The organism is Burkholderia sp. IMCC1007, from assembly GCF_027257875.1.
In the GTDB taxonomy this organism is placed as follows: Bacteria; Pseudomonadota; Gammaproteobacteria; order Burkholderiales; family Burkholderiaceae; genus Burkholderia.
The window spans coordinates 204556-223618 of record NZ_JAPVQY010000005.1 but is presented as its reverse complement, the minus strand read 5'-3'; the positions used below and the strand labels follow the sequence as shown (position 1 = coordinate 223618).

At 66.5% G+C, this 19063-nt stretch carries 15 protein-coding genes and 1 pseudogene; 5 read left to right on the top strand and 11 right to left on the bottom strand.

Annotation, left to right across the window (positions count from 1 at the left end; translation table 11 throughout):
* Positions 1-37: 37 nt before the first annotated feature.
* The 4 genes and pseudogenes from O1Q03_RS07800 to O1Q03_RS07785 all read right to left on the bottom strand — a co-directional run.
* Positions 38-1540 (bottom strand): annotated as a pseudogene (locus O1Q03_RS07800) (type VI secretion system Vgr family protein); the annotation flags it as partial.
* 367 nt (positions 1541-1907) lie between these two features.
* The gene (locus O1Q03_RS07795; protein WP_269502587.1) at positions 1908-2042 is read right to left on the bottom strand and encodes a hypothetical protein; all 135 of its coding nucleotides are present in this window, start codon (positions 2040-2042) and stop codon (positions 1908-1910) included.
* A 401-nt stretch (positions 2043-2443) separates the two neighbouring features.
* The gene (locus O1Q03_RS07790; RefSeq protein WP_269502586.1) at positions 2444-2752 is read right to left on the bottom strand and encodes a hypothetical protein; all 309 of its coding nucleotides are present in this window, start codon (positions 2750-2752) and stop codon (positions 2444-2446) included.
* Positions 2749-3162 (bottom strand): excisionase family DNA-binding protein, encoded by a 414-nt coding sequence (locus O1Q03_RS07785; protein WP_269502584.1) that lies wholly within the window; start codon positions 3160-3162, stop codon positions 2749-2751. The genes O1Q03_RS07790 and O1Q03_RS07785 overlap by 4 nt, the downstream gene beginning before the upstream one ends.
* Positions 3163-3240: 78 nt before the next feature.
* Between O1Q03_RS07785 and hpaR the strand changes: the two genes are divergently transcribed.
* The gene (gene hpaR, locus O1Q03_RS07780; protein WP_269502626.1) at positions 3241-3681 is read left to right on the top strand and encodes a homoprotocatechuate degradation operon regulator HpaR; all 441 of its coding nucleotides are present in this window, start codon (positions 3241-3243) and stop codon (positions 3679-3681) included.
* A gap of 115 nt (positions 3682-3796) precedes the next feature.
* On the opposite strand, the gene O1Q03_RS07775 is transcribed toward hpaR, so the two are convergent.
* Positions 3797-4996, bottom strand: a complete 1200-nt coding sequence (locus tag O1Q03_RS07775) for an SDR family oxidoreductase (RefSeq protein WP_269502583.1) — start codon at positions 4994-4996, stop codon at positions 3797-3799.
* Positions 4997-5647: 651 nt separating this feature from the next.
* Between O1Q03_RS07775 and O1Q03_RS07770 the strand changes: the two genes are divergently transcribed.
* The 3 genes from O1Q03_RS07770 (at position 5648) to O1Q03_RS07760 (ending at position 8617) form a co-directional block, all read left to right on the top strand.
* Positions 5648-5995, top strand: a complete 348-nt coding sequence (locus tag O1Q03_RS07770) for a DUF3564 family protein (RefSeq protein WP_269502582.1) — start codon at positions 5648-5650, stop codon at positions 5993-5995.
* Positions 5996-6364: 369 nt separating this feature from the next.
* A complete protein-coding gene (locus O1Q03_RS07765) occupies positions 6365-8257 on the top strand; it encodes a peptidoglycan D,D-transpeptidase FtsI family protein (RefSeq protein WP_269502580.1) in 1893 nt (630 codons plus the stop codon).
* A gap of 69 nt (positions 8258-8326) precedes the next feature.
* Positions 8327-8617 (top strand): hypothetical protein, encoded by a 291-nt coding sequence (locus O1Q03_RS07760; protein WP_269502577.1) that lies wholly within the window; start codon positions 8327-8329, stop codon positions 8615-8617.
* Between the two features lie 24 nt (positions 8618-8641).
* Here O1Q03_RS07760 and O1Q03_RS07755 read toward each other — a convergent pair whose 3' ends face one another.
* The 5 genes from O1Q03_RS07755 to O1Q03_RS07735 all read right to left on the bottom strand — a co-directional run bounded on the left by O1Q03_RS07755 (position 8642) and on the right by O1Q03_RS07735 (position 15693).
* Positions 8642-10357, bottom strand: coding sequence for a cation:proton antiporter domain-containing protein (locus O1Q03_RS07755; protein WP_269502576.1), 1716 nt, complete (start codon positions 10355-10357; stop codon positions 8642-8644).
* Between the two features lie 220 nt (positions 10358-10577).
* Entirely contained in the window at positions 10578-11996 is a 1419-nt protein-coding gene (locus O1Q03_RS07750) for a c-type cytochrome (RefSeq protein WP_269502575.1), read from the bottom strand.
* Entirely contained in the window at positions 11993-13771 is a 1779-nt protein-coding gene (locus tag O1Q03_RS07745) for a GMC family oxidoreductase (protein ID WP_269502574.1), read from the bottom strand. The genes O1Q03_RS07750 and O1Q03_RS07745 overlap by 4 nt, the downstream gene beginning before the upstream one ends.
* Complete coding sequence (locus O1Q03_RS07740) at positions 13771-14511, bottom strand: gluconate 2-dehydrogenase subunit 3 family protein (RefSeq protein WP_269502573.1); 741 nt, start codon at positions 14509-14511, stop codon at positions 13771-13773. The genes O1Q03_RS07745 and O1Q03_RS07740 overlap by 1 nt, the downstream gene beginning before the upstream one ends.
* A 765-nt stretch (positions 14512-15276) precedes the next feature.
* The gene (locus O1Q03_RS07735) at positions 15277-15693 is read right to left on the bottom strand and encodes a DUF3995 domain-containing protein (RefSeq protein WP_269502624.1); all 417 of its coding nucleotides are present in this window, start codon (positions 15691-15693) and stop codon (positions 15277-15279) included.
* Between the two features lie 357 nt (positions 15694-16050).
* Between O1Q03_RS07735 and ald the strand changes: the two genes are divergently transcribed.
* Positions 16051-17166 (top strand): alanine dehydrogenase, encoded by a 1116-nt coding sequence (ald, locus tag O1Q03_RS07730; RefSeq protein ID WP_269502572.1) that lies wholly within the window; start codon positions 16051-16053, stop codon positions 17164-17166.
* Between the two features lie 21 nt (positions 17167-17187).
* Here ald and polX read toward each other — a convergent pair whose 3' ends face one another.
* Entirely contained in the window at positions 17188-18954 is a 1767-nt protein-coding gene (polX, locus tag O1Q03_RS07725; protein WP_269502571.1) for a DNA polymerase/3'-5' exonuclease PolX, read from the bottom strand.
* Positions 18955-19063 lie beyond the last annotated feature (109 nt).

The window sequence follows — 19063 nt, the reverse complement described above, 5'->3', positions numbered from 1 at the left end:
TCGAATTGCAGTTCCCGTACCCGCGCCCACCGATTTCCTTCGAACGGATGCCGTAGAGCGGCGAGTTGTCAGGCAGATCGCCGGCGCTGGAAAACTGCACGGGCGCGTGGCGCGCGTCGAACATATTCGCGACGACAATGGGCTTGTCCAGATCGTTTTGCATGAATAAAACGAGCACTTCGGACCCGACGCGCGGCCAAAACGCAGTACCCGATCGTGCATCCGCCCACGGCTGCGCAACGCGCACACGGGCCGAGTCACGCAATGTGCCGCTGGCACCGCTATGGTGATGCTCGTCCTGTCGCGCGAACAGGAATTGCACGCCGATGCGCCCGTATTGATCGACATCGACTTCACCGTTACCGACGACACGGGCGCTAATCGGCCCAACAGACGGAACACACGACGCGTCCCACGTCGGCACGATCGGCGTCGACGCACGGACGCATTCGAAGCGGTTGAGGATAGGACTCTCTTCTGCGATCTCGAACTTGCCTTTGCCAGGGGAGTTCGGAAGGAGACTGTTCCGCACGCGGGTTTCGATCCGCGTCAGCACAAAGCGCCGGTCTTCGGCCGCGTGTTCGTCAATCTCCGGATGGCCGGACAGGGAAAAGACAGTGCCTGCACCGCCGATGAAAGCTCGAACGACACTTCGCCCCTCGAAGTGCTTCGCGCCCTGCGCAAGCGCGAGCTGGCGACGCTGTAGAACCTGCTCATAGTGGTGGCGCGTATCTGCAATGTGCGGCGAGTCGTACCGGTATTCCGTCAGCGTTGCGGCAAGTGCCTTACCGTGCTCGCCCTGGTCCTGTGCCGTCGCGACTTCGACCTGTTGCACGCCTGCGATTTGATAGTCGTGCGATGCCGCCATGACGGCACCCGGCGCAATCTCGCGATAGGCTTCCCATTCGAAGATCGTGTCGTCGGGTTCAGTGGCGTCCGCGCGATGGAAACGAACCCGGCCCGCCGGATTCGCCCTCCATGCGCCGGCACGATCGACAAGGTGCAACGTGTGGATCGGGGCGCCATTTTCGATTGCGTGCGAGAAGTACCAACTGATCCCCTCACGACGCCACAAGCGCGTCATGAACGCAAGATCGCTTTCTTTTGCCTGCATCATGAATTCGCGTCGCGGGTAGGTGCCGAGCGCGCTTGCATCGAGGCGGAACGCCGCGCCGATCACCCGATTGCGGCTTGTGTGTTCGTGGATGATCGCGGAAGTAACATCCACGATCGACAAATCGCGGAAGACACGCCACGTCACGCGGCGATCGAGCAACGAAAGCGCGTCCGTACACACAAATTCGTACAACACGAATCCGCCATCGGACGCAAGCTGCCGGGCTTCGCAAACGATTGCGCAAACGGTTCGTTCAGCGCCCGCGATGTCGCCCACATGAAGCGCGATCGGCGCACCGATGAACGATTTCAGCGGCATCGAAATACTGCGCGATAGCGCGTGCAGGGTGAACCTAAGCGGCCCGCATATCCTTTCGCTTACCGTGAGTTGATGTGGCAAGACTGCATTGCCCGGCAGATTCATCGACCGCGCGAACTGCACTTGCAGCAACCGGCGCGATTGCGTGAAGCCTGACAGCAGCCGTTCAAAATTCGGGAACTGCGCCGCTACGGCGCGGACAAGTTCGGTTGGATTCATTGTTATTCGTGCTCTCAGGTTACGACGGTCGCCAGTGCCTTACGGCGCTGCAGACAAACCCACGCCTGTCGAAATGCCGCGCTGGCCCACGGCACGCAAACGGGCATCCATGAAATTACACAAGCCTTTCAGCCACCTCGGGAAATCGACCTTACGGCCGACCTTTTATGGCTGTCAATGGAACGGCGATTACCAGCTTGCCCGTGAGAAGACACCGTTCTCGTCCCGCTGGCACGGTCGGACAATCGAATTGTCAGAGACGACGACATGTTGCATTCAGCCGGCGCGGGTTGCCGGGTGTCGCCAACAGTGAATCGGGCGGCGTCGCACCGAAGCGGGCCGGCCGGTCGAGCCGGGCGATTTGCGACAGCAGGAAATCGGCTTCCATTACGTCATCCTGGCCGGTCTCGGGGAGCGTGACGATCGGTACGTCACGTCGGCCAGACGTTCGCAGTCCGCTGAGTCGCCGCGCCTTGTGGTGTGAACGCAGCATGAGCCGCGATTGCGTAACCGGGCTCACGTTGCCATCCCGACCGATTCGAACGCGCGATGCGGAATGAACAATGCTTCAATTCGGCACCGCCGGGATAATGCACACAAACATTGTTGACAACTGTAAACAGCGAACTCGTCATCAGCAGACGCAGCGCAGAACTAGGGAGCTCGAGATTTTGACGTTCGCGGGTGATGAAGCGGAGGGGAGCACGGCTTGGGGCGCGTTGTCCTCCGCATCGCGGCGGGCCAATTTTCGTGCACTCGCATGGATGTGCGAGGTACCGGTCGATCTGCTCAGAGAATCGCCCGATAGGCTTCGAGCGCCTTGCAAGTCTGGACCATGCCTGATCGCTGCAGGATTTCGAGGTAGCGATCCACTCCGAGCGGGGGATGCTTGAGGGTCTCGCGTTGTCGGCGCGCAGCAGCAACAACGGCAGCTGGCTGGAGATCGAAGAGATTGTCGACGAATACGTCAGGATGCTGCGCTTCGATGCCGTAGGACCTATCCGTGATTTCGTGGGCGAGCCACATCAGGAAATCGCGTAGCGGCGCCGGGTAAAGCACACAGGCATCGTAGACCGCCGTGAATGGCGAACGCGTCATTCGTAGCCCATCCCGAACGCCTGCGCCTGCGGGCTCAATTCTTCCACCGCATCGGCGCGCGCCTGATCGCGTTCCGCCTTGTACCGCATCAGATCGAAAAAGCGCACACCGCGATGCTTGCCGGTCTTGTGATGCGGCAGCGCATTCGATTCCAGCAGCTTGATCAGATGCGGGCGGGACACATTGAGCAGATCGGCTGCCTCCTGTGCCGTCAATTCCGCATGAACGGGCACGACCTTGACGGCATTGCCGTCCGCGAGCTCAGCGATCACGACCTTATAAAACTGCCGGACGCCGATGCCGCTTTGCGCGGGACGGCGCTGCCGACGGCTACGCGCTCGCGAGCGGCCCTCCGCGCGCCGCACATCGCAGATAATTAACATATGAAATACGCAATCGCCTGCCGGCAACCTCGATTACCCGTATCCATTAAATTCATCACCGCCCGGCTGTTAAGATTGATGCGTCCCCCGCCTCCTCCCGACCCGATGAACCGTACGCTCGACCATCGCAATCTGGCTATGCTCCTGCTCGAGGCCCGCGAAACGCTGATGGGCCTGTTCCGCCCCATCCTCAAGGAATTCGCGCTGACCGAACAGCAATGGCGGATCATCCGCGTGCTCGACGGCGAACCGGCGCACGCGCTGGAAGCAGGCCAGATCGCGCGCCGCTGCTGCATCCTGAGCCCAAGCCTCACGGGCGTGCTCGAACGAATGGAGCGCGACGGGCTGATTACGCGCACGCGCGCTCAGGAGGATCAGCGCCGGCTGCTGGTGAGCCTGACGCCGCAAAGCAGGAATCTGGTGACGGAGATCGGTCCGCGCATCGACGAGCAGTATCGGCAACTCGAAGCGCGCTTCGGCGCGGACGGCCTCGACGACGTCTATCGCGCGCTCGACCGACTGATCGAACTCGGCAACGCGCCCTAGCGCCTATCGCTGCCGCGCGGTGGCTGACGGTGGCTGGCGGTGGCTGGTGACTAGTAACCGGCGGCGCCGCTGCATCGCGCATGCCAGCCGTCTGCCTGACTCGACTCGCGCCGGTTCACTGCAGCGCGCCGCGTATCAACTCGGTCACGGCGACGCCGCGTGACGTCCGCATGCACTCCTCGACGTAGTCGATGAACGGCAACGGTTCGAAATCGATTTCGTCACGCACGCGACGGTTGTCGAACACGCGATCGACCGTCGCGAATTCCGCGCACCGCTGCAGCGCCCGGCCGATCACGCGCTCGAGCCCCGGATCGGGCCGCCCCAGCACGTCACGCACGACGAGCGGCAGCTCGGCCGGTGCACAGGCCGCGTAGCGCGGCGCGCCCGTCATGCCCGCCGCCTCGTCCATCGCGCGAACGATCTGCGCGACCTGCGGCGCCTCGTCGCCCGCCGACACGTGATACACGTCGTGCATCAGCGTCGGCTTCACGGCGAGCAGCATCGTCGCGCGCGCGACGTCGTCGACCGACACGATGTCGATGCGCGTCATCGGCCGTGCCGGGAAACGGCGCGCCGCATGGGCGACCCGAAACATCCAGAACGAATTCGGCGCAGGCCGCGTGCCGAGCACCGTGTGCCCGACGACATGCGACGGACGCACGACGACGAGCGGCAGCCCGAGTTCGCGCAGGCGTTGTTCGGTTTGCGCCTTCGCATGCAGGTAGCTGGCCGCCAGCACCGCCCCGGGCAGCCGTTCGTCGTCGCGCGCCGCGTCGGTCGCGACATCCTCATGCACGATCCCGCCACGGCCCGCATGCGCATAGGCCGTGCCGACGTACACGAAACGCTGCAGCCGCGGCGCATGCGCGAACCGCGCGGCGAAGGACAGCGAGTCGGCGATGTCCGCCCGCAGGTGTGCGCCGTCGGCCGGCGATGCATGGCCCGCGCAGTGAATCACGTGCGTCGCGCCGGCAAGACGCGACGCATCGGCGCCCTGCCACACGTCGCCGAGCGCGCCGACGATCACGTTCGCATCGCCCAGGCGCGACGCCCAGTACGGCGCGAGCCCCGCGCGCAACGCCGCTTCACGCAACCGCGCGACCGCGTGGCCGCGGTTCTCCGCGCGCACGACGCACACGATACGGTCGAGCAAGCCCGCATTGACGAGCGCGGTCAGCACGGTACTGCCGATGAAGCCGGTGGCGCCGGTCAGCACCAGCCGGCTGACGTTGGCGGCCGCGACCGGTGCGCTGGCCGGCGACACGAGGCTGGTCCGCCAGTTGAGCGACAACGCGGTTTTCCAGATCAGCACGATAGTCTCCTTCGAAGGGTCGGCCGGACCGCAGGGCTGCCCGTTCCGGGCTGTACTGCCGTGGGCCGGGCCGGAGCCGATGCTCGCCCCGGCCGCCCCGAATGGGGGCTTGCGGTCCGCGATCGGGTCGATCGCGCGTCCGGCACGCGACGGCGACAGCGCGCCACGGACGGGCTGCATGGCACACATCGGGAAAGTCCCAGTGTGGGGCCTGAACGCATGCAAGTCTGTCCCGAAAGTTTTGTGAAAGTGTGTCGATTTGTGCGCGAATGTCCGAGTGTGTCGCACGCCGTCAAATCGACGGAACGTCCGGCCCGACAGCCTCCGGGCCGTCTTTGCGGTGCCCGCGGACCCCGCCGGCACATCACCACGTCGGCTCCGGTCGTGGCGCGACACATCGACGCGCCCTTCGGCTAGTCATCGCATGTCTCGGTCGCGTCAGCGGCCGCTCGCGGGACGCCGGGCACGATGCCGTCTGCGTTTGCGCACAGCGAGCCGAATCGCGCGTATCGTCAGACGTCGTTCCAGACGAAACGCCAATAGACCCTCATTCGGATTTATTGCGGATTATCGCTTGCGTTTCGCGTCAGTCTATCTAGACTGGTCAAACCAAAACGGTCGAATGTGTCATTTTCTTCAGGAGACGATCCAATGCGCCTCACTATTCGGATTAATGGCAGTGAATCGGCAACCCGGCACGCATTCGCAGTGCTGTGGGTCGATACCGACGAGGGGCTGTGGTCGCGCGAAGCACATCAGGGCATCGACCTTCCGAGCTGGGGGAAGGTCCGGGACGTCGAGGGCGCCATGGCCCTCTGCCCGGCCGACGGCGGTAGCGCCGTCTGCCAGTTGAAGGGTCTTTCGTTCAATGCAACGCAGCGCGAACAGGGTCCCGCCGTACTCGCCGGCGAGCATCCGGCCGGCGCGTGGCGACTACAGGCGGTCGATCATTGCAAGGTAGAACCGGAATACGAAGGATTTACATCCGTCGCGCGATAGGCATTTTTGACGGTAATCCTCTGCGGTTTTCGGGTTTATTCCAGTTTCAGGGATATTGATTTCGATATTCAGCAATAAGAGCGCCTCGATTCGGGGCGCTTTTTTATTGCCGGCATTGTAGTTAATAAGGGCCGGGTTAAATTATCCGCGCCGTCGGTATCCGCGATCAGCCATTCGTCCTGGTTCCCAACCGGCGCCTTGAACGGCGCTGCGTCCGCCCGTTCCCCGCGTTTGCATCCGTCACCCGGCGACACGCCCGTCTTTCTCCCCTCCGACCGACACTTTCCCCACACGATGTTTACTCATTTATTACAATCGCATTATTCCGATTGACCCAGCCGCCGTCAGGCGGCCCGACCCGGCCCTTGCATGAGCGTGAAAAAGAAGACCCACCCCGCCGATCCGTACGCAGCCGCGACCAAACATCCGATGCTCGCGTCGCGCCTGCCGATGTGGCGCTCGAAGCTGGTCGTCATCATGGTGTCGCTCGGGTTCGCCGCGCTCATCGGACGCGCGTTCTGGGTGCAGGTCGCGAACCAGGATTTCTATGTCGGCCAGGGCCAGAAGCGCTACCAGCGCACGATCGAGCTCGACGCGATGCGCGGGCGCATCGTCGACCGCAACGGCGCGATGCTCGCGGTCAGCCTGTCGACCTATGAAATCTGGGCGAACCCGAAACAAGTGGCCGAAACCGACTATCCGCAAATCGCGAAGCTGCTCGACATGCCGCTCGTGGAAGTGAAGCGCCGCCTGCGCAACGACCGTACGTTCGTGCTGCTCAAGCGGCAGATCGACGCCGAGACCGCGAGCCGGCTCGACAAGCTCGGCATCGACGGCATCACGCAGATCGCCGATTCGAAGCGTTTCTATCCGGAAGGCGAATCGGCCGCGCACGTGGTCGGCTTCACGAACATCGAGGACAAGGGCCAGGAAGGCGTCGAGCTCGCGGCGAATGCGCGGCTGCTCGGCACCGCCGGGCAGCGCGAGGTGATCCGCGACCGGCTCGGCCGCATCGTGTCCGACACGCGCCCGCTCGTGCCCGCGCAGCATGGCGCGACGATCGAACTCACGATCGACCGGCGCATCCAGCAGCTCGCGTTCAGCCAGCTGAAGGCCGCGGTGCTCGAGAACAACGCGGTGGCCGGGAGCGTCGTGGTGCTCGACGCGCAGAACGGCGAAATCCTCGCGCTCGCGAACTACCCGACCTTCGACCCGAACGACCGTGCCCGGCTCACCGGCCAGCAGTTGCGCAACCGCGCGGTGATCGACACGTTCGAGCCCGGCTCGACGATCAAGCCGCTCGTCGTCGCGCTGTCGATCGACGAACGCAAAGTCACGCCGAACACGATCATCAACACGTCGCCGGGCACCTACAAGATCGGACCGGCCGTGATTCACGACACGTCGAACCACGGCGCGCTGACCGTCTCGCAGGCGTTGCAGAAATCGAGCAACGTCGCGCTCGCGAAGCTCGCGCTGAACCTGCCCGCGGAAACGATCTGGAACAAGTATCAGGAATACGGAATCGGCCGCGCGCCGGAACTGACGTTCCCGGGCGTCGCGTCGGGCCGTCTGCGCGGCTACAAGCGCTGGCGGCCGATCGAGCAGGCGACGATGGCGTACGGCTACGGCCTGTCGATGTCGCTGCTGCAGATCGCGCAGACCTACACCGCGTACGCCGGCGACGGCACGCTGCACCCGGTGTCGCTGTTGAAGAACGGCACCGATCAGCAGTCGATCGACGCGCATCGCGGCCACCGCGTGACCTCGCCGCAAACGGCGGCGGCGATCCGCGCGATGCTGGAACTCGCGGTCGGCGAAGGCGGCACGGGGCGCCGCGCGCGCGTCGACGGCTACCGGATCGGCGGCAAGACCGGGACGGCACGCAAGCAGGTCGGCGCATCGTATGCGAAGGGCAAGTACCGCGCGCTGTTCGCGGGGATGGCGCCGATGAGCCACCCGCGCCTGATCGTCGCGGTGATGATCGACGAGCCGCGCGGCAAGGGCTACTACGGCGGCACGGTGGCCGGCCCGGTGTTCTCGGCGGTGACGAGCGGCTCGCTGCAGTTGCTCGGCGTGCCGCCCGATGCGCCGCTCGACCCGGCACCGAATGCGCCGGCCAGGGCCGCCCCGCAGCAGAAGGCGGTCGCGACGCCGAAGGCCGCAGTGCAACCGAAAACGGTGGCCGAGCCGAACGCGTCGGCTTCGATGAAGACGGCCGCGCAATCCGGCGCGGCCGTGCAGACAAAGGCGGCAAGCTGACGCCACCGGACGGCGCTGCGCGATGTACGCGATGCGGGCCATGTGCACCACGTGCACCACGTGCGCCTCGTGCGCCTTGTGCTCGATGTACTCGATGTGCTCGATGTGCTCGATGTGCTCGATGTGCTCGATGTGCTCGATGTGCTCGATGTGCTCGATGTACTCGATGTACTCGATGTGCTCGATGTACTCGATGTGCACCTCGTGCACCAAGTGCCGCCGCGCCACCTGCACGACGTACCCGGCAAAGCATCCTGCGTTTGCTTCGCCGCCTCCTCCGTAATCACGCTTGCCGGTCCCGGGCCTGCTGTCGCAAGCCCGTCGTCGGCGGAAATGGCGGAAATGGCGGAAACGACGTAAACGGCCGGAAGGCCGCCCCGCCCGTCAATGCGCCGCCGCCACCGGCTTCGCCATCCTGCCGAGCACGTGCTCGGTCATCCCGCGCGCGAGTTCGCTCTCGCCCATGAACACGGTGCCGACGCCCTCGCTCGACAGCAACGCGGCCTCGTCGCCGCTGTTCGTGCACAGCACGACCTCGAGCGTCGGATTCAGCGTGCGCGAGATCTCGACGATCTGCCGCACGTCGAATACGTCCGGCAGCGTGACGACCAGCATCCCGGCGCGCGCGATATGTGCCTGGACGAGCACGATCGGCTCGATCGCGTCGCCCGACACGGCCGCGACGCCATCCTCGCGCAGCTTCTCGACGAGTTCGCGATTCTGCTCGACGACGACATACGCGATGCCCCGCTCGTCCAGCGCATGCGCGATCCGCGTGCCGACCCTGCCGTAACCGACGATCACGACCTGCCCGGTCAGGTGGGTTTGCGGCGTGGACATCGGCAGCGCGGCGAGCGGATCGTCGCGCGCCTCGAGCTTGCGCGCGAAGGCCGAATGCTTGCGAATCCATGCAAGCGCCGGGTCGATCATCGCGAACAGCAGCGTGTTCATCGCGATCGAGATCAGCGCAACCGCGAGAATCAGGCTCTGCCCTTCGGCCGACAGCAGCCCGAGCGCACGACCGAGCCCCGCGAGGATGAACGAGAATTCACCGATCTGCGCGAGGCCCGCGCCGACCGTCAGCGCGGTGTTCAGCGGGTAACGGAACGCGATCACGAGCGCGACCGCCGCGAGCGTCTTGCCGATCAGCACGATCGCCGCGACCTCGATCACGTGCAGCGGCTCATCGAGCAGCACCTTCGGGTCGAACAGCATCCCGACCGAAATGAAGAACAGCACCGAGAACGCGTCGCGCAGCGGCAGCGTCTCGTCGGCCGCGCGCCGGCTGAACTCCGACTCGCGCATCATCATCCCGGCGAAGAACGCGCCGAGCGCGAACGACACGTCGAACAATTTCGCCGCGCCGAACGCGATGCCGACCGCGGCCGCGATCATGCACAGCGTGAACAGCTCGCGCGAGCCGGTGCGCGCGACGAGCCATAGAATCCGCGGAAACACGCGCTTGCCGACCACGAGCATCAGCGCGATGAACGCGGCGACCTTCAGCATCGTGACGCCGAGCGTGCCCCACACGCTGCCGCCAGCCGCGTGCGCGTCGCCGGGCGGCGTGCCGCCGAGCAGCCCCGCGACGGGCGGCAGCAGCACGAGCACCAGCACCATCACGAGATCCTCGACGACGAGCCAGCCGACCGCGATGCGGCCGTTGACCGTCTCGACGAGCCCGCGCCCTTCGAGCGCGCGCAACAGCACGACGGTACTCGCGACCGACAGCGCGAGGCCGAACACGAGCGCCGCACCGACGCTCCAGCCCCACGTCAGCGCCAGCGCGCCGCCGAGCAGCGTCGCGACGGTGATCTGGACGATGGCGCCGGGCAGCGCGATCTTGCGCACGGCGAGCAGGTCGCCGAGCGAGAAATGCAGGCCCACGCCGAACATCAGCAGCATCACGCCAACTTCCGCAAGCTGCTGCGCGAGCGACAGGTCGCCGACGAAACCGGGCGTGCCGGGACCGATCACGATCCCGGCGAGCAGATAGCCGACCAGCGGCGGCATCTTCAGCAGCGAAGCGAAGTAACCGAAAATCATCGCGAGACCGAAACCGGCCGCGAGCAGTGCAATCAGGCTGACGTCATGAGGCATCCCCCCTCCCGAGTTCTTGTAACTATTTAGTAAGGTTCAAGAGCCAAAGGATAAGGGATGACACGAAAAAATGGCGCGCCGCCGCGAAAATTTCACGGAATGGCGCGCCATCGCGGGGTACAACCCCGGCGAAATGAACAGCGTCGCGCGGCCCGGGCGCACGTCGGCGCACCTCCGCGCGAACGGGGCCGCAGACGGGGCTGGCGCCCCGCCGCTCCCGTCAGCGCGACGCTTGCGGGAACCGAGCGCCCGGCGGCGCTTCGGGCCGCGTCGACGGCACGCTTTTGCGCACCTTCGCGACCTGCGCGGCCGTGATTGGCGCGCCGCTATTGCCCCAGCTCGTACGCACGAAGTTCGACACGTCCGCGACTTCCTGGTCCGACAAGCGCCAGCCGAACGGCGGCATCGTAAAGGTCGACGGCGCCGTACGCGTGCCCTCGAGCGCGCTGCCTTCCAGCACGACGTGGATCAGCGACGTCGGATCGTCACCCTGCACGACCGGGTTGCCGGCGAGTGCCGGGAACACGCGCGTGTAGCCGTGGCCGTCGCTGCGGTGGCACGCCATGCAGTTGTCGCGATAGACGGCCGCGCCCGGCTTGCTTGCATCGCCGGTCTGCAGCGCCTTGGCGGCAGCCGCGTCGTACACGTGCGGCTGCTCGCCCTGCACGCGCGGCGGCAACGTCTTCAGGTAGCGCGCGATCGCGTTCAGGTCGTCGTCGCTCATGTGCTGCATGCTGTGCCCGACCACGTCCGTCATCCCGCCGAACGCGGCCGTGCGCAGCGTGCGGCCCGTCTTCAGGAACTGCACGATCTCGGTTTCCGTCCACGTGCCGAGCCCGGTGCGCGGTTCGCCGCGCAGGCTCGTCGGCACCCAGCCGTCGATCGCCGCGCCGCCCGCCAGGAAGTCGAGCCCGCCGGCGTCCGTCAGCGCGCGCTCCTGCATCGTCACCGCGCGCGGCGTGTGGCATGCGCCGCAATGGCCGAGACCCTGCACGAGATACGCGCCGCGCGCGATCACCGGGTCGGTGTACTGCGCCGCATCGAACGGCTTCGGCGTCGGCGCGAACATCTTGCGCCAGAACGCCAGCGGCCAGCGCATCGACAGCGGCCACACGATGTCGACCTTGCGGTTCTCGTGTTCGACCGGCGCAACGCCGTGCATGAAGTACGCGTACAGCGCCTTCACGTCGTCGTCGGACAGGCGCGCATAGGACGGGAACGGCATCGCCGGATACATCGTGTCGCCGTTCTTGCGCACGCCCTCGCGCACCGCGCGGGTGAAGTCGGCGAGCGTCCAGCCGCCGAGGCCCGTCTTCGGGTCCGGCGTGATGTTGGTCGAGTAGATCGCGCCGATCGGCGTATCGAACTTCAGTCCGCCCGCGAACGGCTTGCCGCCGATCGCGGTGTGGCACGCGACGCAGTCGCCCGCGCGCGCCAGATATGCGCCGCGCTTGACGAGGTCCGCGTCGGCCGACCGGGCCGCCGGTGCGGCCGGGGCAGCCGCCGGGCCGGGCGCCGCCGTCGAAGCCGGTTGCGCGAACGCCGACCCGCCGGCGAAACCGAACGCGGCCCATGCCGCACCGATCGCCAGCGCGCGCGACACGCGGCGCGCGGCGTAGTGATTCACTGTCCTCTTCATGCGGTCACCAGCGGGGCGGGATTTTTCAGGTATTGCTCACGAATCGCGCGTGCCGACCAGTAGGCCAGCGCGGCGATGATGCCGGTCGGGTTGTAGCCGATGCCCTGCGGCAGCGCCGACGCCCCCATCACGAACACGTTGTGCACGTCCCAGCACTGCAGGTAGCGGTTCAGCACGCTCGTCTTCGGATCGGTGCCCATGATCGCGCCGCCGACCAGGTGAGTCGTCTGGTACGCGCGCGAATCGAAGTGCTTGCCGAACTCGCGCGTCGACACGCCGATCGACTTCGGCCCCATCGCCTCCGCGATCTTCTTCATCTGCCCCGTCACGTACTGCGCCATCTTGATGTCGTTGTCCTTCCAGTCGAACGTCATCCGCAACAGCGGCTGGCCGTACGCGTCGCGATAGGTCGGATCGAGATCGAGATACACGTCGCGATACGACATGTTCGTGCCGTGCGCGTCCATCGAGATGGTATGCGCGTAGTTGTCCTTCACGGCCTTCTTCCACGCCGAGCCCCATTGCGGCGTGCCGGCCGGCGTCGCAATGCCGCTGATCGGCTTCACGCCGGCCTGGTTCACCCACAGCGGCGAGCCGCCGACGAACCCGAGCGGGCCGTGGTCGAAGTTGTCCGCGTTGAAGTCGTCCACCGCGACGCCGTTGCCGCCCGCGCCGATGAACGGATTCGTGTAGGTGTCCTTGTCGAAGAACGCCTTGATCGTCGACAGGTTCTGGTACGCGAAATTGCGGCCCACGACGCCTTCGCCCGAGATCGGGTCGTACGGCTTGCCGATGCCCGACAGCAGCAGCAGGTGCACGTTGTGATACTGGAACGCGGCGACGATCACGAGGTCGGCCGGCTGATGCACTTCACGGCCGGCCGGGTCGACGTAGGTCACGCCCGTCGCGCGCTTCTTCGTATCGTCGAGATCGACGCGCAGCACGTGGCACTTCGAGCGCAATTCGAAGTTCGGCACCTGCTTCAGCGCGGGCAGGATGTTCAGGTTCGGCGACGCCTTCGAGTACATGTAGCACGCGTAGCCGCTGCAGTAGCCGCAGAAGTTGCACGGCCCCATCTGCACGCCGTACGGGTTCGTGTACGGCCCCGACGTGTTCGCCGACGGCAGCCGGTACGGATGCAGCCCGAGCGATTTCGCGGCGTCGAAGAAACGCTGCGCCGAATACGTATTGAGCTGCGCGGGCAGCGGGAAGTTGTCGCTGCGGTTCGCCTCGAACACGTTGCCGTCGCCGACTACCTTGCCGCCGACCTTGTACGCCTGCCCCGACGTGCCGAACACCTTCTCCGCGAAGTCGAAATACGGCTCGAGCTCGTCGTAGCTGACGCCCGTGTCCTGGATCGTCATCCCTTCCGGAATGAACTTCTTGCCGTAGCGCTCTTCGTAGTGGCTGCGCAGGCGCAGTTCTTCCGGCGTGATCCGGAAGTGCACGCCCGACCAGTGCAGCCCCGCGCCGCCGACGCCCTCGCCCGGCAGGAACGCCGCGAGCTGCCGGTACGGCAGCGCGGTGTCCTGCACGCCGTGGCGGATCGACACGGTCGTCTTCGACAGGTCGAGGAACAGCTTCTTGCGGACGTTGTAGGTCAGCTCGTCGATCGTGTTCGGATACGCGCCGTCCGGATAGGTGTCGCGATACTCGCCGCGCTCGAGCGCGACCACGTTCAGGCCCGCTTCGGTCAGTTCCTTCGCGAGAATCGCGCCGGTCCAGCCGAAGCCGACGATCACCGCATCGACATGCGGCTTCTTTTCTGCGGCCATCAGGTACGCTCTCCGTTGATCGAGACCGGGCCGTACGGGTACGGCTTGCCACTCTGGTTGACGAAATCCATGAAGTCGGCGCGCGCGCCCGGGAACCCGATCATCTTCCACGCGGCCATGTCGCGATTGCCGCCGTGCACCGGATCGCAGAAGTAGCCTTCGCGCGTGTTCTGCAGCAACTGGCCGAAGAACACGGCGGACGGCACGTCGTCGATCTGCGCACTGCCTTTCTCCAGCTCGCCGAGCACGGTGTCGCGGGTCGCGCCGTCGAGATCGGCGAACGCCTTGCCGTGATTCTTTTCGCTATAGCGGTTGACCGCCGCGATGCCGAGCCGGTAGATGTCGCGCGGCACGAGCTTCAGCTGATAACCGAGCTCGGGCACGCCCTGCTGGAACGGGCCCTGCATGTACCACGTCGCGCCGTGCGCGTACGGGGTTTCCATCTGGCGGTCGATGAATTCGGGCACGCCGGATTCGAGTGCGCCGGGGCCCTCGGCGTCGGACGGGATCAGCCGGTCGACGGCGGCCTGTACGAACGCCCATTCCTTCGCATCGAAGAAAGTCGGCTTGTACGGGGCGCGCTCGGCGCCGGCCGACGCCGTCGATGCATTGCCCGCCGTGGTGGCGGACGATGACGACGAGCGCAGGTCGCAGCCGGCGACCGACGCGATCGGCACGAGCGCGACCGACGTGCGCAGGAAGCGGCGACGCGAATTGGGTTTGTCTGGTGGCGTGGACATGGTCGGATGTTGATCGTTGGGGAGCGTTCGAGCCCGCGCATTCCGCATGCGGCGTGCCCGCCACGATAGCCATGCCGCACGCGGCCGGCCGTCCTTGTTCTTGCTATGCTGCGAACGACGTCGATATGGGCGCCGGCTGCGCGCGGCGCGGCGGAGCCGTCATGCAGCCGCGTCGCGCCGGTTTCGGAGCGCCGCGCGGATCGACCTCCTCGCGGGTCCGATCGGACGAACCCGGCCTGTCGGCCGCCGTCCGTCCGCCATCGCCGTGACCCTGATTCAACTTAGACGCCGCGCGAGCCGTCGGCAAGCGCAACGTGCACGACCCTCATTTCGGGGTCCCGGCGACGAGTGCGGCGAATTATAAATGGAACCGGTTCCATTTCCAAAGGGTTGGAGGCAATTCACTGCGTCGAAAATCGCAATAATCGAAAAACGAGTGACGCAATGCACAAAAACGGGGGCTTTGACAGTGGTTCGGGAGGGCGTTGAGCGTTCGGCGGTTCGGCGGTTCGGCGGTTCGGCGGTTCGGCGGTTCGGCGGTTCGGCGGTTCGGCGACCTGGCGACCTGGCGACCTGGCGATTGGGCGATTGGGCGATTGGGCATCGGGCACCGCCCGATTGGGCAGCGGTTTCACGCCCGCGCTTTTTCCCGCACGCGCACGGCTTCATCCGACGTCGTCCATCACGGGCCATCACGGCCCCGCCCCGCCCGTTCCCTGGCCGGCCCCTCGCGTTACACGCCGGTTGCGATCCGCGGGCCGCCGCTCACCACGGCCACAGCATCGATGCGATCGACAACGCGAGCGCCGCGCACAGCGGCGAGTAACAGAGGCTGTCCATCCGCGCGAAACGCGATCCACGAATCCGCTTGAAGAAGCCGACGTAGCGAAAATCGCCGACCGCGCGCACCGCGAAGATCAGTGCGAGCACAACGATCGCGAACGCGATCGCGCCGGGATACAGGTTCGGCCACAGCCAGCCGGCTCGCGACGCCACCGCGCATGCGCCTGCCAGCAACGCCGCGGCGACGGCAAGCGTGCCGGACACACTCGGCCGCAGCAGCGGTACGCCGTCGTGCTCAGGAATGGCCGCACGCTTGCCGAGCCGCCCGCCCAACGCCCAGTAGACGTGAACGAGTGCGATCGCGCAAAGCGTCGGCACGCTGAAATACGGGCCCATCATGTTGGTCAAGTCCGTTGTTTCATTGTGTCGCCGGATCGAGGCGAGGCCGACAGACGCCGATGTGCGGCCCCGTTCCGCACGACCCAAGACGATACCGAAAGCGCTCGCGACATGCATTGCGACGTCCGGTCGCAATGCGCGATGCCGCGTGTGTTGCGATGCAGTGCGCGCGACCGTCGCATCGGGCCGTCGCTTGACTTCGCTCCGCGCACCACTACCCTTTTATTCGAGCACCGCAATCGAACCGTGCATGCGCGAACCCCGCCCGCGTGCCGCCATGCCGACACGCGCCGTCGACCGATGGCCATGGCAACGCGCATGCGCGGCAACGATGACGAATACCCATGGAGGCGACTCATGCTGATCGGCGTGCCGAAAGAGATCAAGAATCACGAATATCGCGTCGGCCTCACCCCGGCCGGTGCGCGCGAGCTGACGCGGCATGGCCACCATGTGCTGGTGCAGCGCAGTGCAGGCACTGCGATCGGCCTGCTCGACGACAACTACACGGCCGCCGGCGCGGCACTGTGCGACGACGCGAGCGAAATATTCGCGCGCGCCGACATGATCATCAAGGTCAAGGAGCCGCAGCCCGCCGAATGCGCGATGCTACGGCGCGGGCAGATCCTCTATACGTACCTGCACCTCGCACCCGATCCGGAACAGGCGGCCGCGCTCGTGAAGTCCGGCGCTGTCTGCATCGCTTACGAAACCGTGACGGGGCCCGGCGGCGGCCTGCCGCTGCTCGCACCGATGAGCGAGGTGGCCGGACGCATGTCGATCCAGGTTGCGGCAACGCACCTGGAAAGCCCGCGCGGCGGACGCGGCGTGCTGATGGCCGGCGTGCCTGGCGTACCGGCCGCGCACGTCGTGGTGCTCGGCGCCGGCGTGGTGGGCACCGGCGCGCTGCAGATGGCGGTCGGCCTCGGCGCGCGCGTCACCGTGCTCGACACGAACGTCGGACGGCTGCGCCAGCTCGACCTGATCTTCGCGAACCGCATCACGACCATCTGCTCGAACGCGCACACGATCGACGAAGCCGTGCGCGACGCCGACGTCGTGATCGGCGCCGTGCTCGTGCCGGGCGCATCGGCGCCGCGCCTCGTCACGCGCGACATGATCGCGACGATGCGTACGGGCGCCGTGGTCGTCGACGTCGCGATCGACCAGGGCGGCTGCTTCGAGACATCGCATGCGACGACCCACGCGCAACCGACCTTCGTCGTCGACGGCGTCGTGCACTACTGCGTCGCGAACATGCCCGGCGCGGTCGCGCGCACGTCGACGTTCGCGTTGAACAACGCGACGCTCGGCCATGCACTCGCGCTCGCCGACAAGGGCTGGAAACGCGCGATGACCGAGGATCCGCATCTGCGCGCGGGGCTGAACGTGTGCGATGGACACATCACATACGAAGCCGTCGCACTGGCGCTCGGCCTGCCGTACGTACCGGCCGAAGACGTGCTGCACTGACGCCGGCGTGCGGGCACGCCATCACGTGCCCTTCGGGCGTCCGTGCTTCGACGCGCCGCTCGCGCCCATCGTGCGCGCGAGCAGCGGCCGCAGTTGCGCGAGCGTGCGCGTGTTCAGCACGTCCTGCCGCGTGAGCCAGCCGCGCCGCGCCTGACCGACGCCATAGGCGAGACGGTCGAGATCGTCCGCGCACTGCGCATCCGAGCCGATCGCCACTGCGACGCCGGCTTTTGCGGCCTCGCGGCACCAGATGTCCGGCAGATCGAGCCGGCGCGGATCGCTGTCGAGTTCGACGAAGCAGCGGCGCGCGGCGGCCCCGGCGATCACGCGCGCCACGTCGAGTTCGCATGCGTCGCGCTCGCCGAGCAGCCGGCCGAGCGGATGCGCGAGGATCGTGAAATGCGGATGGTCCATCGCATGCAACAGGCGCTCGGTCTGCGCATCGCGCGGCAGGTCGAAGTGGTCATGTGCCGCGCCGACGACGAGGTCGAGCCGGCCGAGCACGTCGTCGGGCACGTCGAGGCTACCGTCCTCGAGAATGCCGGCCTCGACGCCCTTCAGCAACACGAAGTCGTCGAACGATGCGTTGATGCGGTCGATCTCGTCGATCTGCCGCGCCAGCCAGTCGAAACCGTTGCGGCCGCCGGCGGTGTGTGGCACGCGATCGGTCACGGCGAGATATGCGAGCCCAAGCGAGCGCGCCGCGTCCGCCATCGTGCGCAGCGCGTCGCGGCCGGCCGACACGTCGGTATGCGCGTGCAGGTCGCCATGCACGTGCTTGCGCTCGACGAGCGCGGGCAGCGTGCCGCCGCGCGATGCTTCGATCTCTCCACGATCCTCGCGCAGTTCGGGCGGCACCCAGTGCAGACCGATTGCCTCGTACACGGAGGCCTCCGTCGCGCCCGCAATCCGTTCGTCGCCGCGAAATACGCCGTATTCGTTGATCTTCAGCCCGCCGGCCTGCGCGAGCCGGCGCAGCGCGATGTTGTGCGGCTTCGATCCCGTGAAATAGACGAGCGCTGCACCCAACGCGTCGGCTTCGACGACCCGCAGGTCGACCTGCAACCCGTTGCGCAGCACGATGCTCGAGCGCGTCTTGCCGTGCGCGAGCACGCGCGCGACGTCGCCGCAGCCGACGAACGCGTCCGCCACCGCGGCCGGATCGCGCGCGGTCACGAGGATGTCGAGATCGCCGACCATCTCGCGGCCGCGTCGAAAGCTGCCGGCCGCCACCGCTTCGCCGACGCCGGGTACCGCACGCAATCGCGCGAGCAGCGGCATCAGCGAGTGCGCGGCATCGGGCAACAGGAATCGCTGCGGCTCGCGTTGCAGACGATCGTCGATCGCTTCGAGCAGGTGCGCTTCGGTTTTCGCGCCGAAACCCGGCAGTGCGCGCACGTGCCCGCTTTTCGCTTCGGCGCGCAACTGTTCGAGCGATTCGACATGCAACGCGTCATGCAGCGCCTTCACGCGTTTCGCGCCGAGCCCCGGCACGTCGAGCAGTTCGACGATCGCGCCCGGCAAAGCCTGGCGCAGCGTTTGCTGCAGCTCGCAGGTGCCCGTCGCCGCGATCTCGCGCAGCTTCGATGCGAGATCGGGGCCGATCGACGGAATCTGGCCGAGATCGCCGCCGTTCGCGATCATCGTCGGGATGTCGCGCCCGTAGTCGGCGATCGTACGGGCCGCGTTGCGGTACGCGCGCACCCGGAACGGGTTGGCGCCCTGGATCTCGAGCATGTCGGCGATTTCGGCGAAGACAGCGGCACACTCGGCATTGTGGATCGGCATGATGAGCGTGGCTCCCTTCCACGTGGATGGCGCCGTGCGCTGACGCGACGACGTCTGCCGGCCCGCGGCCGCATGTCGACGGCGGCGGGCGCCCGTCGGTCATCCTGCA

Coding starts and splice junctions, on each gene's coding strand:
- O1Q03_RS07755 (WP_269502576.1), bottom strand. CDS start 10,357: ATGCCTCATGACGTCAGCCTGATTGCACTGCTCGCGGCCGGTTTCGGT.
- O1Q03_RS07740 (WP_269502573.1), bottom strand. CDS start 14,511: ATGTCCACGCCACCAGACAAACCCAATTCGCGTCGCCGCTTCCTGCGC.
- O1Q03_RS07750 (WP_269502575.1), bottom strand. CDS start 11,996: ATGAAGAGGACAGTGAATCACTACGCCGCGCGCCGCGTGTCGCGCGCG.
- O1Q03_RS07770 (WP_269502582.1), top strand. CDS start 5,648: ATGCGCCTCACTATTCGGATTAATGGCAGTGAATCGGCAACCCGGCAC.
- polX (WP_269502571.1), bottom strand. CDS start 18,954: ATGCCGATCCACAATGCCGAGTGTGCCGCTGTCTTCGCCGAAATCGCC.
- O1Q03_RS07765 (WP_269502580.1), top strand. CDS start 6,365: ATGAGCGTGAAAAAGAAGACCCACCCCGCCGATCCGTACGCAGCCGCG.
- ald (WP_269502572.1), top strand. CDS start 16,051: ATGCTGATCGGCGTGCCGAAAGAGATCAAGAATCACGAATATCGCGTC.
- O1Q03_RS07735 (WP_269502624.1), bottom strand. CDS start 15,693: ATGATGGGCCCGTATTTCAGCGTGCCGACGCTTTGCGCGATCGCACTC.
- hpaR (WP_269502626.1), top strand. CDS start 3,241: ATGAACCGTACGCTCGACCATCGCAATCTGGCTATGCTCCTGCTCGAG.
- O1Q03_RS07795 (WP_269502587.1), bottom strand. CDS start 2,042: ATGGAAGCCGATTTCCTGCTGTCGCAAATCGCCCGGCTCGACCGGCCG.
- O1Q03_RS07790 (WP_269502586.1), bottom strand. CDS start 2,752: ATGACGCGTTCGCCATTCACGGCGGTCTACGATGCCTGTGTGCTTTAC.
- O1Q03_RS07745 (WP_269502574.1), bottom strand. CDS start 13,771: ATGGCCGCAGAAAAGAAGCCGCATGTCGATGCGGTGATCGTCGGCTTC.